This window comes from Acinetobacter sp. ANC5681, assembly GCF_023488045.1.
Taxonomy (GTDB): Bacteria; Pseudomonadota; Gammaproteobacteria; order Pseudomonadales; family Moraxellaceae; genus Acinetobacter.
Window position 1 is genome coordinate 1 of record NZ_JAMFKZ010000001.1, and the last position, 17,319, is coordinate 17,319.

A 17,319-nucleotide genomic window follows, 5' to 3' on the forward strand; every position below is an offset into this window, starting at 1 on the left:
TTCTGTTTCTTGCTCATGGTAAACTCCTAATGAGTATGTATAGTTTACCAAGTTAAACCCTCCTGTTTTTTAAGCACACATCAATATTTTAGAATATACAGGTAAGCATAGAGCACGAGCTAGCATAGAAGGTTCAATTCAAAAGAATATCTTTGGTCCAGATATATTGACTATACATGCGACAGAATATGGTGAAAAAAGACAATCGACTATTTATTGCCGTTTTGAATTGAAGAAAAAGTATTTCTTTTTTAGTGATCGTATGGCAACAAAGTTTGAAGGGGATTTTTATTCTATGGTTGCTGATCAAAGAGGAACAGTTTGTCTATCCAAAACAGCATTTCAAAAGTTTATTCCTGAAGTTCGAGAAAAAGTATGAAAACTTTATACTTTTTCTTCACAATTCCATTTTATATGTTAGGTAAAGTTTTTATATTTTTTAATTTAGATAATTTAAATAATGATTTTTCGAAATGTTGTAATTATTTAGAAAACTTAAATATAGCATTAGACGATGAAATAATTGAGGTCTTGTATTTAGCAGAAGACCATAGATCTGATTTTCATTACGGTATTGATCATTACGCTATACTTAGGGCAATTTACTTTACGCATGTGAAGAAAGAATTTCAAGGAGCAAGCACTGTAGCTCAGCAATTTGTAAGAGTTATTACGGGAAGATATGAAAGGACTTTATTTCGTAAATTAAGAGAACAGCTATTAGCAGTTTTAATTACATATGAGTTTAATAATAAGATTATTGGGACTGCGTATTTAAATATAGCATTTTTAGGATCAGGGATGAACGGCTTGACTGGGTTTTTAAGGCGTAAAAAAATATTATTGGGTCAATTGAATACATTAGAAAAAATAAAAATAGTTAGTAGATTAAAGTATCCAGAACCTATTAAAAATAAAAAAATATGGTCATGTAAAATGAAAGTTAGAGTGGGCAATATTCAGGCTAAAATTGTAAAGTATAAATCCCTCCCAACCTCCCTTTGAAAAGGGAGGAGCTGTCACGTAACAAATTGAATCACATGACATTCCCCCTCTTTGAAAAAGAGGGGTTAGGGGAGATTTTTTTATTCTAAATTAAACAACCGAATCATCTAAATTCGGCGCTAACCAACGTTTCGCTTCATCGAGTGTCCAGCCCTTACGCTTCGCATAATCCTCAAGCTGATCTTGAGAAATCTTGCCAACATTAAAGTATTCACTTTCAGGGTGCGAATAATAGAAACCACTGACAGAAGAAGGCGGCATCATCGCAAAGTGTTCAGTCAATTTTGTACCGATCTTTGCTTCCGAACCTAACCAGTCGAATAACACTGCTTTTTCAGAATGCTCTGGACAAGCAGGGTAACCAGGCGCAGGACGAATACCGACATACTTCTCTTTGATCAATTCTTCATTGCCCAAAGTCTCATCGGCTTTATAGCCCCAGAACTCTTTACGAATACGTTCATGTAAATGTTCTGCAAAGGCTTCGGCAAAACGATCGGCCAAAGACTGAACCAAGATTGCTGAATAGTCATCACCTTTGGCTTTATATTCATTTGCCAATTCTTCAGCACCAAAGATCGACACCGTAAAACCACCGAGATAATCTTCAGGTTGTTCAGAAGGCTTAATATAATCCGCCAAAGACAAGTTTGGTTTACCTGTCACTTTGTCTGATTGCTGACGTACGTGCTCAAAGGTATGAGTGCGATTTTGACCTGATTCATCAAATACGCTGACGGTATCCGCACCAGTACGCTGAGCAGGGTATAAGCCAAATACAGCACGGGCATCGAAACGTTTATTTTCAATGATGTCTTTCAGCATCGCTTGCGCTTGATTATAAAGATCAGTCGCTGCTTCACCGACCACTTCATCTTCTAAGATTTTCGGGAATTTACCTGCCAAACTCCATGAGATAAAGAATGGTGTCCAGTCAAAATATTCAACTAAGGTTTCAAGCGGATAATTCTTAATAACTTGTGTACCCAAAGCATTTGGTTTTGGTGGTACATAGTGATTATCAATTTTAAAACCGTTTTCGACGGATTCTGCATAACTCAATTTTGCAGCTTTCGGTTGCTTATTTGCTAAACGTTCACGAATCTTGGCATATTCAGCACGATGCTCTGCAATAAAGTTACCGCGCATTTCAGGAGAAAGTAGGGTGGTTGCGACACCCACTGCACGTGAAGCATCCGCGACGTAAATTACAGCATCATTTGAATATTGAGGATCAATCTTCACTGCGGTATGTGCTTTGGATGTAGTTGCACCGCCGATCAATAAAGGAATATTAAAACCTTTACGTTGCATTTCTTTGGCAACAAACACCATTTCATCTAAAGATGGGGTGATCAAACCAGATAAACCAATGATGTCACATTTCTCATCAATCGCGGTTTGTAAGATTTTTTCCGCAGGTACCATCACACCTAAATCGACAATATCATAGCCATTACAGCCCAACACCACGCCCACGATATTCTTACCAATATCGTGTACATCGCCTTTTACGGTTGCCATCAACACTTTACCTTTAGACTGGCTACCTGTTTTCTCAGCTTCAATGTACGGATTCAGCCATGCTACAGCTTGCTTCATCACACGGGCAGATTTTACCACTTGTGGCAGGAACATTTTTCCTGAGCCGAATAGATCACCGACCACATTCATGCCGTCCATCAATGCGCCTTCAATCACATCAAGAGGGCGTTTGGCTTTTAAACGGGCTTCTTCGGTATCTTCATCAATATAAGTGGTAATCCCTTTGACTAAGGCATATTCAAGACGTTTTTCGACTGACTCATTACGCCATTCAAGGTTCTCGGCTTCTTTGGCAGCACCGCCTTGTCCGCGGTATTTTTCAGCGACTTCAAGCAGTTTCTCAGTCGCAGCTTGACCTGATTCACCTTGGTTTTGATTCAGAATGACATCTTCAACCGCATCTTTGAGTTCTTTTGGAATATCGTCATAAATCGCCATTTGACCAGCATTGACAATACCCATGGTCATGCCTTGTTTAATGGCATGGTAAAGGAATACCGAGTGAATCGCTTCACGCACTGGCTCATTACCACGGAATGAGAACGAAACGTTAGAAACACCACCTGAAATCATGGCATGTGGTAAGTTTTGTTTGATCCAACCCGTTGCTTCAATAAAGTCTACGGCATAGTTATTGTGTTCTTCGATCCCTGTTGCTACTGCAAACACGTTTGGATCGAAAATAATATCTTCAGCTGGATAGCCAACTTCATTGACTAAAATGTCATAAGAGCGTTTACAAATTTCACGCTTACGCTCAGCGGTATCTGCCTGACCAACTTCGTCAAAAGCCATGACAATAACTGCTGCACCGTACTGACGGCATAGACGAGCTTTTTCGACAAACTCGTCATAACCTTCTTTCAATGAAATTGAGTTGACGACGGGTTTACCTTGTACACATTTCAAGCCTGCTTCAATGATTTCCCATTTCGATGAGTCAATCATAATTGGCACACGTGAGATATCAGGTTCAGAAGCAACCAGATTCAGGAAGTGCACCATCGCATTTTGCGAATCGAGCATGCCTTCATCCATGTTGATGTCGATGATCTGTGCACCAGCTTCAACTTGTTGCTGAGCTACTTCCAAAGCTTCGGCAAACTTCTCTTCACGAATAAGACGCAGGAATTTTTTTGAGCCGGTAACGTTGGTACGTTCACCGACATTGACGAATAGAGAATCATCATAAATGTTAAATGGTTCTAAACCACTTAAACGGCAGGCTGGTTTGGTTTCAGGAATTTGACGTGGCTTGATATCTTTAACTGCGTTATAGATCGCACGGATATGATCTGGTGTGGTACCACAGCAACCACCGGTAATATTGATTAAACCACTTTCAGCAAATTCTTTGATGAATGCTGCTGTTTGTTCAGGCGTTTCGTCATATTCACCAAAGGCATTTGGTAAACCTGCGTTTGGATGGGCAGAAACAAAGGTATCAGCAACATCAGCAATGGTTTTTACGTGTGGACGCATTGCGTCTGCACCGAGCGCACAGTTAAAACCAATTGAGAGTAAGTCACCATGACGAACCGAGTTCCAGAACGCTTCTGCAGTTTGACCTGTTAAGGTACGACCAGATGCATCCGTAATGGTGCCTGAGATCATTAACGGCAGTTCATGACCGATTTGCTTGAACACCTCTTTTACCGCAAAGATTGCAGCTTTACAGTTCAAGGTGTCGAACACAGTTTCGATCAATAGAATGTCTGCACCACCTTCGATGAGGGCATGAGTCGCCTCAATATAGTTTTCTTTGAGCTCATCAAAGGTGATGTTACGGAAAGCAGGGTCATTTACATTCGGTGAGATTGAACAGGTTCGAGAAGTTGGACCAAGGACACCTGCTACAAAACGCGGTTTATCTGGAGTTGAATATTTGTCACAGGCCGCACGCGCTAAACGTGCTGCTTCACGGTTGATCTCTGGGACGAGGTCTTCCATGTGATAGTCCGACAATGAAACACGTGTGCCGTTAAAGCTGTTGGTTTCAATAATATCTGCACCTGCATCCAAATAAGCTTCATGGATGCCTTGAATAATGTGTGGTTGTGTGAGTACCAATAAATCATTGTTGCCTTTTAGGTCTGAGGCCCAATCTGCAAAACGTTCACCACGATAATCTTGTTCTTCTAATTTATGGCGTTGAATCATCGTCCCCATCGCACCATCAATAATTAGGATACGTTGGGCAAGAAGTGATTGTAGGGTGGTAAGCGTGGACATTCAGAAACCCCAGTCGATGATGAAGATAAAAAGCAGGGGCATTGTAACAGAAGCGAACAAAAAGCGCGTATTTTCAGCATCAGGATGATGTAATTCATCCAGTCAGGTTGAAAATGTCATAAAAGCTTCATGAAATTGCAATAATTTTGGTGAATAATGCCTAAAAACACAACGTATATTTCGGAATATGACAAATAAGTTTCACATTTTATTGTGTTTGTTGCAAAATCAGACAAACAGGTTTTATTGAACTTATTTTTAATTAAGATATTGTTTTTGTTATATAAAAATAAAAATAATCTTGGTTTGAATCAAAAAAAACATAAAAAAATATAAGAAAAATATGAAAATTTGGCTTCATATGACAGTCCTTTGTCATATAATTGTCATAATTTAATTAAACAATACAGAGGATTTTATTATCCTCTTACCGTCTACATGAATTCTAATCTTCCTCCTGTTTCGGATTCACCGCTTGCCAGTTCTACGGCAAAATCGACGAATGTACATGTTCCTACACCGAAATTTTTTATGCCGGTGTTTTTAACAATTATTATTGCAACACTTATTTATATTGGTTTTCAGGTGAGTGCTGACTTAGCGCATGTACCACCTTTGAGTTTATATTCAGTTATTCTTCTATCCACGGCACTTTTCATTGCTTTAGGCTTTGAATTTGTTAATGGTTTCCACGATACAGCCAATGCGGTTGCCACCGTGATTTATACCAATGCATTACCTGCACCTGTTGCAGTGATGTGGGCTGGTTTCTGTAACTTCCTTGGGGTTATGGTCGCGAGTGGTGCTGTTGCGTACGGTATTATTGCTTTACTTCCTGTTGAACTGATTATGAATGTCGGAAGTGGGGCTGGTTTTGCAATGGTATTTGCTTTGTTAATTGCAGCCATTCTTTGGAACTTAGGAACTTGGTTCTTAGGTATTCCTGCATCAAGTTCTCATACTTTGATCGGTTCGATCTTGGGTGTGGGGATTATGAATCACTTGTTAAATGCATCAACTGGAGCGACCAGTGGCATTGATATGGATCAAGTCATCAAAGTCGGGAAGGCATTGTTATTTTCTCCTTTGATCGGTTTTGCATTTGCAGCAATTGTATTCTTACTGGTTAAAACAATCTTTAAGCGCCAATTGGAATTGTTCCAACCTCCTGTTGGTAACAAACCACCACCACCACTTATTCGTGCGATTTTAATCTTTACCTGTACGGGTGTAAGTTTTGCGCACGGTTCAAATGATGGTCAAAAAGGCATGGGCTTAATCATGTTGATTTTGATTGGTTTAGTTCCTTTGGCTTATTCATTGAATAAAAACTTAGATGCTCAACATCTACAATCATTCGAACAGCTTTCGGCTCAAACAGCGACCGTGTTGAATGTCAATCAGAATGAATTATCTGATGAAAAAGCTCGTGAAGTTTTGACGAAATTTATTCAAACCAAAGAGCAAACCCCAGAAGTTGTTCCTGCTCTTGCAAGCATGACCTCTCATTTGGGTGATCGTGTAGCGACTTATGGCAACTTAAAGGATATTCCTGAAGCTGCTGTGAGTGAAATTCGTAATGACATGTATTTAAGTACAACGACATTTAAACGTTTAGATAAAGCAGATGCTTTACCTGAAATGAATAAAGACCAAGAAAAATTGGTAAAAGAATATCGTAGTAACTTAGATTCGTTCTTACAATACATTCCAAACTGGGTGAAGGTCGCAGTCGCGCTTGCTCTTGGTTTAGGTACGATGGTGGGTTGGAAACGTATCGTGATTACAGTGGGTGAGCGTATCGGTAAAAACCACATGACTTATGGTCAAGGGATGTCAGCGGAATTAGTTGCGATGAGTACGATTGCTGCTGCTGATGGTTTAGGTATGCCTGTATCAACAACACACGTTTTAAACAGTGCGGTTGCAGGTACGATGGTGGCAAATAAATCAGGTTTGAATTTCGCAACAGTTCGTACCATTCTTTCAGCTTGGGTATTTACCTTACCTGCAACGATCTGTTTGTCAGGTGGCTTGTACTGGGTATTCCTACAGTTTGTGTCTTAAGTATAGTTAGAAGATTTAGAACAGAAATAAAAGCTTTGCTTCGGCAAGGCTTTTTTATTGCTTTAATCTTTTGAGCTGATTGCACGATTAGTATATTTGTTGCTAGGCAAAGGCTTAGTCACCTAATCCAATAGATTGTTTTAAACATTGATTTCAGCTCTTTTTTTACGTTGTAACTAGTCATTTTTAGCTTTGTAATTAAGCTATCCATAAAATCTAAATCAAATGTTCATCTAAAAAATTCAAATAAGTAAAGGCTATTCCCCAAATGTGGAATATGTTTCCTGACAAATATTAATTATTATGAAGATGCCTATATGTTTGGTTATCCTTATTGTAAACAACGTTTTACTTAAATTTCGTTTACACTCCGCCATTCTCAGAAATCGAGAGTGGCTTTTTTTATTTATCATAAAATTGCACCAATAAAAAAAAGGAGCTATTGAATAGCTCCTTTTTTAAATGATATTAGCAATTATGCTTGTTGGATTCCTGCCACAACCCAATCTTGTTGCGAGCCAACAGGTTTAACAAAGTGCCAAATTTCAGTAAATGGTTGTGGCAAGCTATTTAAATCTTCACTTACCGTACCGGTGAAACGAACGCTAACCACATATTGTCCATTTTCAGTTGTGCTTTCAGCAACCATCGCATTAAGATTGCTAAACTCAGCCACATCTTGGTCTTGGTTAGCCATGATGTCGCTATACATTGAGTTATAAAGCTCAGGAGTCAAGTAACGACGAATTTCTTCGATATTGCTTGCGCTATTTACTGATTGAATGTGATTGAAGCGTTGGCGTGCAATACGAAGGAAAGCAGCAGGTTCAGTCCCATCAGGTAATTGGTTGCCACTGCTCATTGATGCACCACCAAACGGTGCCTGAGTCGCAACGCCACCACCAACTGATTGACCAAAAATATTGGTATTGTCACCAGCAGTTTGACGCATAGTTGGTTGTGGGCTTACAGGACGGCCAAAGTTGTTTTGACCGTTATTATTTGGAGCATATGGATTAGCTGTGGCTAATTTTTTTTTTGCACCGAATTTACGGAATACAAAGAATGCAACTGCAGCAGCTAGGAGTACCCATAACCAACCTGGAATACCACCTTTTTCCTCTTCTTGCGCAGCTTGCTGCTCAGCAGAAGTAGGATTGTTGTCATCTGCCAATGCATTTGCAGCAACTGCACCTACAGCAGCACCTGCTACACCAGCAGCAACCATAGAACCTACGCCTGGACCTGATTTTTGAGTCGTCGTAGTTTTAGTTGTAGGTTGTTGGTACGATTGAGTTGTAGTTGGCTGAGATTGAGTCGTCGTCGTTGAACGAGTCATACCATGACTTTTGCCACCGCCCGCACGTTTAGCTTCTGCAACTGGTGCTGCGACCAAAGTTGCCATCAATAAAGCTGCCATCAAGCCACGCTGGTGTACTTGCATCGAAAATTCCTATTTAATTCCAAGATGTAAGTGTATTTATGAAGGTATTCGTTGATAATTTCAACTAAAAAAGTATGTTTTTTTATGTCAGCTCATCACTAAGCTGCATTGCTTCAGTCAATGCTTCATGTAAACGAGCTACAGCAATGATTTGAACACCATCAATACTTTTTTGTGGCGCATTTGCTCTTGGTAAAATCACATATTTAAAACCATGTTTTGCCGCTTCTTTTAAGCGTTCCTGACCATTCGGAACAGGGCGTATTTCTCCCGATAAACCAACTTCACCAAAAACAGCCAGTTGTTGTGGTAATGCTTTACCACGCAAACTTGAAGCGCAGGCGAGTAATACCGCTAGATCTGAACCAGTTTCCGTGATCTTTAATCCACCTACGACATTGACATAAACATCTTGTCCCGCGGTTTGAACACCACCATGTCGATGCATTACCGCAAGTAGCATGTTCAGACGATTTTGTTCAAGTCCTAATGCAACACGCCGAGGTTGAGCATGTGCATCATCAACAAGAGCTTGAACTTCGACGAGTAATGGGCGAGTGCCTTCACGGCTAATCATCACAATTGAACCCGGAATGGCTTCATCATAACGACTGAGGAAAATAGCGGAGGGATTGGCGACTTCTCGTAGCCCTTTATCGGTCATGCCAAAGACACCTAGCTCGTTGACTGCTCCAAAACGGTTTTTCACGGCACGAATCATACGATATCGAGAATCCGACTGACCTTCGAAATACAGTACGCAATCCACCATATGTTCAAGCACACGTGGTCCAGCTAAAGCACCTTCTTTAGTTACATGCCCCACGATAAATAACGCTGTTCCGCTATTTTTTGCAAAACGTGTGAGTAGGGCTGCTGATTCACGGATTTGTGAGACACCACCTGGTGCAGATTGTAAGGTTTCTGTATATAAGGTCTGAATCGAGTCTAAAATCGCAACGGCTGGTCTTTCTTGAGCCAATACTTCACAGATTCTTTCCACACAGGTTTCAGCCATTACTTTGAGCTGGTCTGTAGGTAAATCTAATCGCTGCGCACGTAAAGCGACTTGTGATAATGATTCTTCACCTGTGACATAAAGAGCGGAACTTTTAGCTGCTGCCATGTGAGTAGCTGTTTGCAACAAGATGGTAGATTTTCCGATACCAGGGTCACCACCGATTAAAACGACTGATCCAGTCACTAAACCGCCACCAAGTACACGATCAAATTCGCCAATCCCAGTAGCTAGACGAGTTTCATGTGAAACGGAAATTTTATTTAGAGTTGTGATGCTCGCTGCTTGACCTGCATAACCGCCTCCCATCTTTGATTGCGCTCTGTGGGATACGATTGGCTCTATGCGAACTTCTATGAGGCTATTCCATTCTCCACATTCAGAGCATTGTCCTCCCCATTTTGGATGATCGGAGCCACATTGTTCACATCGATAAACAGTTTTAATTTTTGCCATATATAAAATTGAAAATTTGCGATAAATTAGTTAAAAAGTAGAGTAATTACGGAAAAGATCAATATCGTTCATTTTCTTGATAAGGAATTAAGAGTAAACGGTGTTTTCGTAATTGACTGGTTAAAGGGAAGTGCTCAGAAAAATAACACGATATAAGACTTTTACAAGTAAGATATAGTAGGTTTTTGAGTCGAAAAATTCTTTAAATTCACTTTTTCCACGGAAGGTCTTTGAGCATTTGCTCATTTGTTGTCATAAGAATTATATTGAATGGCATAAATATTGCTGATGCTCAGACAAATGAAAATGTATCAATTGATATATTTTTAAATTATACAAAAGGTTGGTGTTCATGAGTGCAGCAGAAATTGTTGATTGGATAAATAGTATTATTTGGAGCAAAGCTCTGATCTATTTATGTTTAGGTGCAGGTTTATTTTTCTCCGTCCTAACAAGGTTTGTTCAAGTTCGTCAGATCAAAGATATGATAAGGCTCCTCATTAAAGGAGGCTCATCAGCACAAGGTATTTCTTCGTTTCAAGCACTCGCTGTTTCACTCTCAGGTCGTGTTGGTGTAGGTAATATTGCAGGTGTAGCAGCAGCAATTGGTTTTGGTGGACCAGGTGCGGTCTTCTGGATGTGGCTTGTTGCATTTTTAGGAGCGAGTACTGCTTATGTTGAATCAACCTTAGGTCAAATTTATAAAGTTGAATATCAAGGACAATATCGTGGTGGACCCGCTTTTTATTTTGATAAAGGTCTAGGTCAGCGTTGGTTGGGTATTTTATTTGCGATTGCTGCGATCATTTCATGTGGTTTGTTTTTACCCGGTATTCAAGCAAATGCAGTAGGTAATGCTTTCACACAAATCACAGGTGAAGGTGCAATTGTTTTTGGAAATGTCGGCACTTATAAACTACTCGCTTTAGTTGTGATTGTAACACTACTTGCAGTCATCATTTTTGGTGGTATCAAACGTATTGCAAAATTCGCTGAATTTGTAGTGCCGTTTATGGCGGCTGGCTATATTGTCATGGCATTAATTATTGTCTTTATCAATATCGATAAGTTACCTGGTGTGATTTCCTTAATTTTCGCTGATGCCTTTTCTCCTATGGCAGGTCTTGGTGCTGCAATTGGTTGGGGAGTAAAACGTGGCGTGTATTCTAACGAAGCAGGTCAGGGTACAGGACCACATGCCGCTGCCGCAGCTGAGGTAGAGCATCCTGCTCAACAAGGTTTAGTACAAGCATTCTCAATTTATATCGATACTTTATTTGTTTGCTCTGCTACTGCATTTATGATTCTTATTACTGGAATGTACAATGTTCAAGGTACTCTAGAAGCAGGTCAATTTATTGTACAAAATGTTGCCGCCACGGCTGAAATTGGCTCTCCTGCGTTTACTCAAATGGCAGTAAGTACAGTATTTGGTGGTTTTGGACAAATCTTTGTTGCATTAGCTGTATTCTTCTTCGCATTTACAACGATTGTTGCGTATTACTATATTGCTGAAACCAATATTACTTATTTAAGTTATATTACTAAAACTCCATCTTTATTATTTATCACCAAATGCTTCATCATTCTTTCTGTTTCATATGGTGTAATCAGTGCAACAGGTTATATTTGGGGAATTGGAGATATCGGTGTAGGTTTAATGGCTTGGATTAATATCATTGGTATTATTGTGACTTACTTCATTTGGAAACCAACGATTAAAGCATTGAGAGATTATGAACAGCAGCAAAAAGCGGGTGTTAAAGAGTTTACTTTTGATCCAGTAAAACTTGGTATTCGTAATGCTACGTTCTGGGAAGATCGTATTAAGAATAAACAAAACTAATATCATAATAAATTAAAGTAAATATCTAGATATAAAGGCAGCCTTCAGAGGCTGCTTTTTTATTGCCTAATTTTTAAGCTATTGAAAAATATAGAGTCAAAAAAGTGCATTGAGTTGGTACATCCTTGTGCGTATGATCAGGTCCATTTGTATTTAACTTGAAATGTTGAGTTGTACAGACAGAAAATTGGCTAGCTAAAACATCATCAAAGCAATTTACAATGCAAGAAGATGCCATTAAATGGTGCGAATTGTCATTTTGATTTGAGCATTAGCTAACGAACGAAAAATACTTGAGAGTTTTTGTAAAAATGTCGAATCAAAATTTAGGTGAGGCCAACGAGCAAAGTGAGCTTCACCGTAGTCTATCTAATCGACATCTTCAACTGATTGCAATTGGTGGAGCAATCGGAACGGGATTGTTTATGGGGTCAGGCAAAACCATTAGTTTAGCTGGACCATCTATTTTATTCATTTATGGCTTGATCGGTATCATGGTGTTTTTCGTCATGCGTGCCTTAGGTGAATTACTCTTATCGAATTTAAAGTATAAATCTTTTATTGATTTATCCACTGATTTAATCGGTCCTTGGGCGGGTTATTTTGTTGGATGGACGTATTGGCTATGTTGGGTCACGATTGGTATTGCCGACCTATCAGCCATTATTTACTATCTTGAATTTTTCAATGGGGGTGAGTCATTTACTCCATTGGGCGGATTGTTGATTAGTAGTGTTGCGATTCTATTTGTACTTGGGTTGAACCTTGTCACCGTAAAATTATTCGGTGAAATGGAATTCTGGTTTGCAATGGTTAAAATCACAGCAATTATTGTCTTAATTGCGGTTGGTTTATGGATGATCTTAACGGGGTTCACTAATGCTGCGGGTACAACGGCGAGTATTAGCAACTTGTGGACACATGGTGGTATGTTCCCTAAAGGGTTAGATGGCTTCCTCGCAGGCTTCCAAATTGCAATTTTCGCCTTTGTCGGTGTAGAGTTGGTCGGTACAACCGCTGCTGAAACACAAGATCCAAAACGTAACTTGCCGAAAGCGATTAACTCAATCCCAATTCGTATCATTATTTTCTATGTATTGGCATTGTTTGTGGTGATGTGTGTAACACCTTGGGATCAAATTAACCCTAAAGTCAGCCCATTCGTAAACATCTTCTCACAAGCAGGTATTGCTTCTGCGGCGATTATTATGAATTTGGTGGTGTTATCTTCAGTGATGTCATCAATGAATAGTGGTGTATTTTCGACCAGTCGTATGCTATTTGGTTTATCAACGGATAAGCAAGCACCAAAATTATTTGGTAAATTGTCTAAATCTGCCGTTCCTTCAAAAGCATTGGTTTTCTCATCAATCTGTATCTTTATTGGTGCATTTGTACAGTTCATTTATAAAGTACAGACGGGAACCAATGATGAAGTGACAGCGTTTACTCTAGCAACCACTTTATCAACCATCCTGTTTATCTGTGTGTGGATTGTGATTATGTGGAGTTACATTAACTACCGCAAAAACCGTCCTGAGTTACATGCACAATCAACCTTTAAACTTCCTGGTGGCGTGTTTACTTGTTGGGTGGTTATTTTATTCTTCCTTGCAACGATTTATTTCCTTGCTTTGGACGAAACCACTTTAGAGTCACTTAAAGTTAGCCCAATCTGGTTTGTTATTTTGGCAATTGGTTATTTCTTAAATAAAAAGAAGTAAGCAGTTAAAGAAGTAATGAACAAGAACGTCGGCATCTAAGTCGGCGTTTTTTTATGGATATTGTTTTATTCCTTCAAGTTTAGACTTTAGCCAATCTGATGATCACGTTATACTGCTCCGAATTGTAAAAGTTAGGTGCTCAGATGCGTCAAGTCATTTGTTCGATCGGTTTATTATTCAGTAGTGTGGTACTTACTGCATGTGGTCAGTCAGGGGCATTGCAATTACCTTCTGATATCAATCATGACAAACGTGCAAAATACCTGCTTTATAAAAATGAAACGTCTCAGGCTAAAACGTCATCTGATGATGTGAAAGCTGAAAACCAAGCAGCAACATCTTCAACAGTATCACAGACAACCTCACCTTAAGTTTGTAAATAAGGACATCTTCATGAGTTTCACTCGCATTAATGGAGTATTGCATGCTGAGCAATGTTCATTAGATCAGCTCGCACAGCAATTTGGCACGCCTTTATATGTTTACTCAAAATCTACATTTGAGAAGCATTATTTAGATATGCATCGTGCTTTTGATTTTATTGATCATCAAATCTGTTTTGCAGTGAAGTCAAACTCAAATATCGCTGTTCTGAATGTATTAGCAAAACTTGGTGCAGGTTTTGATATTGTGACGGGTGGGGAACTAGCACGTGTTCTCGCAGCAGGTGGTGAACCTTCAAAAATTGTATTTTCTGGTTTAGGTAAATCTGAAGCTGACATTGAAAAGGCTTTGACCGTAGGTATTGCATGTTTCAATGTGGAATCACATGCTGAGCTGGATCGTATCCAGAAAGTAGCGGCGAAACTTGGTAAAAAAGCCCCGATTTCATTACGTGTAAACCCAGATGTGGATGCGAAAACTCATCCCTATATCTCAACAGGTCTGAAAGAAAACAAGTTTGGGATTCCAAGTGATACGGTCAATGAAACCTATCAATATGCAGCTTCACTGCCGAATCTGGAAATTGTCGGTATTGACTGTCATATTGGTTCGCAATTGACTGAAACCAAGCCTTTTGTTGATGCGCTTGATCGGGTCATTGTGATGATTGAACAGTTGAAAGGTCTGGGCATCAACCTCAAACATATTGATATCGGTGGCGGTTTGGGTGTTTGTTATAAAGATGAAACTCCGCCAAGTGTTGAAGAGTATGCTAATTCAATGCGTCCAGCTTTAGAAAAGCTCGGTCTCAAAGTGTATATGGAACCAGGACGTAGTATTTCTGCCAATGCAGGTGCATTACTCACCAAGGTGGATTTACTCAAGCCGACGAATCATCGTAACTTTGCCATTATTGATGCAGCGATGAATGACCTGATTCGTCCTGCTTTATATGAAGCTTGGATGGATATTCAGTCAGTCAATCCAAATCCTGATGTTGAAGTTAAAACTTGGGATTTAGTTGGTGCAATCTGTGAAACAGGTGATTTTCTGGGTAAAGAGCGTGATCTAGCTTTACAGGAAAATGATGTATTGGCGGTATTGGGCGCAGGTGCATACGGTTTTGTAATGAGCTCGAATTACAATACCCGTGGTCGTGCTGCCGAAGTTATGGTCAGTGGTGATCAAGCCTATTTAATTCGTGAACGTGAAACCATAGAATCACTTTGGGAAAAAGAACATTTATTGCCTGAGGAGTAAATTGAGATGTATTTAGAATTTACCAAAATGCATGGTTTGGGCAATGATTTTATGGTCGTTGACCTGATCACGCAGCGAGCTTATTTAGATACTTTAACCATTCAACGTTTAGCCGATCGTCATTTTGGTGTGGGTTTCGATCAACTTTTGATTGTTGAACCACCTGATTTTCCTGATGTTGATTTTAAATATCGAATTTTTAATGCTGATGGTTCGGAAGTAGAACAATGTGGTAATGGTGTACGTTGTTTCGCTCGCTTTGTACATGAGCGTCAACTGACGACCAAAACTAAAATTCGTGTACAAACTAAAGCGGGTATTGTTGAGCCTGAATTGGGTGCCAATGGGTGGGTTCGTGTAAATATGGGACCACCAAAATTTCTTCCAAAAGAAATTCCATTTCTTACCCAAGAACATGAAGATATTGAAGGCTTATACGCATTAGAACTTGCAAACAATCAAAGTATCAATATTGATGTTGTGAACATGGGGAATCCTCATGCTGTGACTATCGTACCTGATGTATTAACTGCTGATGTTGAGCGTATTGGCCCACAAGTAGAATCACATACACGGTTCCCTTCACGGGTGAATGCTGGATTTATGCAGATCATTGATGAAAAGCATATTCGTTTACGTGTGTTTGAACGTGGTGTCGGCGAGACTTTAGCCTGTGGTACAGGAGCTTGTGCAGCAGCGGTTAGTGGTATGCGCCGTGGTTTACTTGCCAATGAAGTTGAAGTTCAGCTTGCAGGTGGTAAGTTGCATATCGCTTGGCGTGAAGGTGATGTGGTTTGGATGACAGGTCCAACCACGCATGTCTACGATGCACGATTGGATTTACGATATTTCCAAGGTTAATCTTGGAATCAGTAGACATTCCTAAATGGAGTGTCTACATGAAGAGAAAATTATAATTTCAAAGGATAACAATGAATCATTTAGTTTTTCTTGCAGGTGCGTCTGGAAATACTCAATTTTGGAATCCTTTGGTTGCCAAACTTCCAGAAGCCTACACCAGACAAATAATTCATTATCCAGGCTTTCATGGTGTGGCAACTGATCCAGAGATTAACAATTTTGATGATCTGAGCAATTATGTGGTTGCACAGATTCAGCAACCTTCTATTCTCATCGCTCAATCCATGGGTGGGATTTTTGCAATTGCTGCGGCCTTACAGAAAACTGATTTGGTTAAAGGTCTCGTATTGATTGCAACTTCAGGTGGAATCAATTTAGATCGATTTCAGGTGCAAGATTGGCGTCAGCTTTATCGACAGGAATATTTGGAATCCCCTGATTGGTTTGTGACGACAAAGGTCGATTATGAGGAATTTCTATCTACGATTGAGGTAGAAACATTACTCATTTGGGGCGATCAAGATTCAGTTAGCCCAATCGAAGTTGGGCAATATTTAAATCAGATACTTAAAAAATCAAAACTTTATATTGTCGAGGGTGGTGATCATGGTTTGGCAAAGCAGGATGCAGATGAAGTGGCAATACAAATAAATGCCTATTTAAAAATGATTTAGACCATGATTAAAACGTATAAAAAGCGTGCTGTGATACCAGCACGCTTTTTTTATGACTTATCGCTTACTCAATGCTAGTTTCAGTGCAAACAAGATAAAAATACTTCCTGTGACGCGATCCATATATCGAATAAATTTAGGTTGCTTTAAATAAGCGGAAATGGACTGCATCGCAGCAATTAGAAAAATTGACCAGATCAATCCGATTACGACATGTATCATCACAAGACTCATGGTCCAAATTACTGGAGATGCAGACTGTGGAATAAACTGTGGCAAAAAGGAAATATAGAAAATACCGACTTTGGGATTGAGTAAATTTCCCCAAAAACCTTTCATAAACCAATTTTGCCTTGTCACTGCTGAATTATTTAAACTCGCAAGTTGGCTACGAGGTTTTAAAAGGAGATTGAGTCCTAACCATGTCAGGTAAATTGCCCCTATCCATTTCAAAGCATTAAAAGCAAGATCCGAAGTCATCAACAATGCACCTAAGCCACAGGCCACGATCACTCCCCACACAATACAACCTAGATTAATTCCTAAAGCTGCTTGAAATGCTTTCATTTTACCTTCAAGTGTTGCGGTACGGATGATGAGTGTTGTATCCAGACCAGGAGTAATCGTAAGAATTGAGATTGCAATGAGATAGGGGATAAGCAACATTGACATGGTGATGGCGCTACAAAAAACTTGAAATATATTGTATTACACAGCTATATATACCTCGAGATTTGTTTAAAGATAAAACAGAAGAAAATTTGTTAAAATACAAGTTGGTCGATATTCCAAGATGGAGAGAA

Annotated in this window: 13 protein-coding genes; 9 read left to right on the forward strand and 4 right to left on the reverse strand. The window is 39.5% G+C overall.

Annotated features, from left to right (window positions below; all coding sequences use genetic code 11):
- Window positions 1-166 precede the first annotated feature (166 nt).
- Both M5121_RS00005 and M5121_RS00010 read left to right on the forward strand, forming a co-directional pair.
- The gene (locus tag M5121_RS00005) at window positions 167-379 is read left to right on the forward strand and encodes a hypothetical protein (RefSeq protein ID WP_249569770.1); all 213 of its coding nucleotides are present in this window, start codon (window positions 167-169) and stop codon (window positions 377-379) included.
- Window positions 376-1,005 (forward strand): transglycosylase domain-containing protein, encoded by a 630-nt coding sequence (locus tag M5121_RS00010; protein ID WP_249569772.1) that lies wholly within the window; start codon window positions 376-378, stop codon window positions 1,003-1,005. The genes M5121_RS00005 and M5121_RS00010 overlap by 4 nt, the downstream gene beginning before the upstream one ends.
- Window positions 1,006-1,095: 90 nt before the next feature.
- Here the strand turns inward: M5121_RS00010 and metH are convergent, their stop codons facing one another.
- The gene (gene metH / locus M5121_RS00015; RefSeq protein WP_249569775.1) at window positions 1,096-4,782 is read right to left on the reverse strand and encodes a methionine synthase; all 3,687 of its coding nucleotides are present in this window, start codon (window positions 4,780-4,782) and stop codon (window positions 1,096-1,098) included.
- A gap of 438 nt (window positions 4,783-5,220) precedes the next feature.
- On the opposite strand from metH, the gene M5121_RS00020 reads away from it, so the two are divergent.
- Window positions 5,221-6,849, forward strand: coding sequence for an inorganic phosphate transporter (locus tag M5121_RS00020; RefSeq protein ID WP_249569776.1), 1,629 nt, complete (start codon window positions 5,221-5,223; stop codon window positions 6,847-6,849).
- A 475-nt stretch (window positions 6,850-7,324) separates the two neighbouring features.
- Here M5121_RS00020 and M5121_RS00025 read toward each other — a convergent pair whose 3' ends face one another.
- A complete protein-coding gene (locus tag M5121_RS00025) occupies window positions 7,325-8,293 on the reverse strand; it encodes a Tim44 domain-containing protein (RefSeq protein WP_042891853.1) in 969 nt (322 codons plus the stop codon).
- A gap of 82 nt (window positions 8,294-8,375) precedes the next feature.
- Complete coding sequence (gene radA, locus M5121_RS00030) at window positions 8,376-9,767, reverse strand: DNA repair protein RadA (protein WP_249569779.1); 1,392 nt, start codon at window positions 9,765-9,767, stop codon at window positions 8,376-8,378.
- 352 nt (window positions 9,768-10,119) lie between these two features.
- On the opposite strand from radA, the gene M5121_RS00035 reads away from it, so the two are divergent.
- The 6 genes from M5121_RS00035 (at window position 10,120) to M5121_RS00060 (ending at window position 16,516) form a co-directional block, all read left to right on the forward strand.
- Complete coding sequence (locus tag M5121_RS00035) at window positions 10,120-11,613, forward strand: alanine/glycine:cation symporter family protein (RefSeq protein ID WP_249569781.1); 1,494 nt, start codon at window positions 10,120-10,122, stop codon at window positions 11,611-11,613.
- A 311-nt stretch (window positions 11,614-11,924) separates the two neighbouring features.
- Complete coding sequence (locus M5121_RS00040; protein WP_249569789.1) at window positions 11,925-13,337, forward strand: amino acid permease; 1,413 nt, start codon at window positions 11,925-11,927, stop codon at window positions 13,335-13,337.
- Between the two features lie 143 nt (window positions 13,338-13,480).
- Complete coding sequence (gene lptM / locus M5121_RS00045) at window positions 13,481-13,708, forward strand: LPS translocon maturation chaperone LptM (protein WP_004661075.1); 228 nt, start codon at window positions 13,481-13,483, stop codon at window positions 13,706-13,708.
- A gap of 22 nt (window positions 13,709-13,730) precedes the next feature.
- Window positions 13,731-14,981, forward strand: a complete 1,251-nt coding sequence (gene lysA, locus M5121_RS00050) for a diaminopimelate decarboxylase (protein WP_249569791.1) — start codon at window positions 13,731-13,733, stop codon at window positions 14,979-14,981.
- Window positions 14,982-14,987: 6 nt separating this feature from the next.
- On the forward strand, window positions 14,988-15,842 hold the full coding sequence (gene dapF / locus M5121_RS00055) for a diaminopimelate epimerase (RefSeq protein ID WP_249569797.1): 855 nt from the start codon (window positions 14,988-14,990) through the stop codon (window positions 15,840-15,842).
- A gap of 71 nt (window positions 15,843-15,913) precedes the next feature.
- Entirely contained in the window at window positions 15,914-16,516 is a 603-nt protein-coding gene (locus tag M5121_RS00060; protein WP_249569799.1) for an alpha/beta fold hydrolase, read from the forward strand.
- A 57-nt stretch (window positions 16,517-16,573) separates the two neighbouring features.
- Here M5121_RS00060 and M5121_RS00065 read toward each other — a convergent pair whose 3' ends face one another.
- On the reverse strand, window positions 16,574-17,188 hold the full coding sequence (locus tag M5121_RS00065) for a LysE family translocator (RefSeq protein ID WP_249569800.1): 615 nt from the start codon (window positions 17,186-17,188) through the stop codon (window positions 16,574-16,576).
- Between the last annotated feature and the right edge of the window lie 131 nt (window positions 17,189-17,319).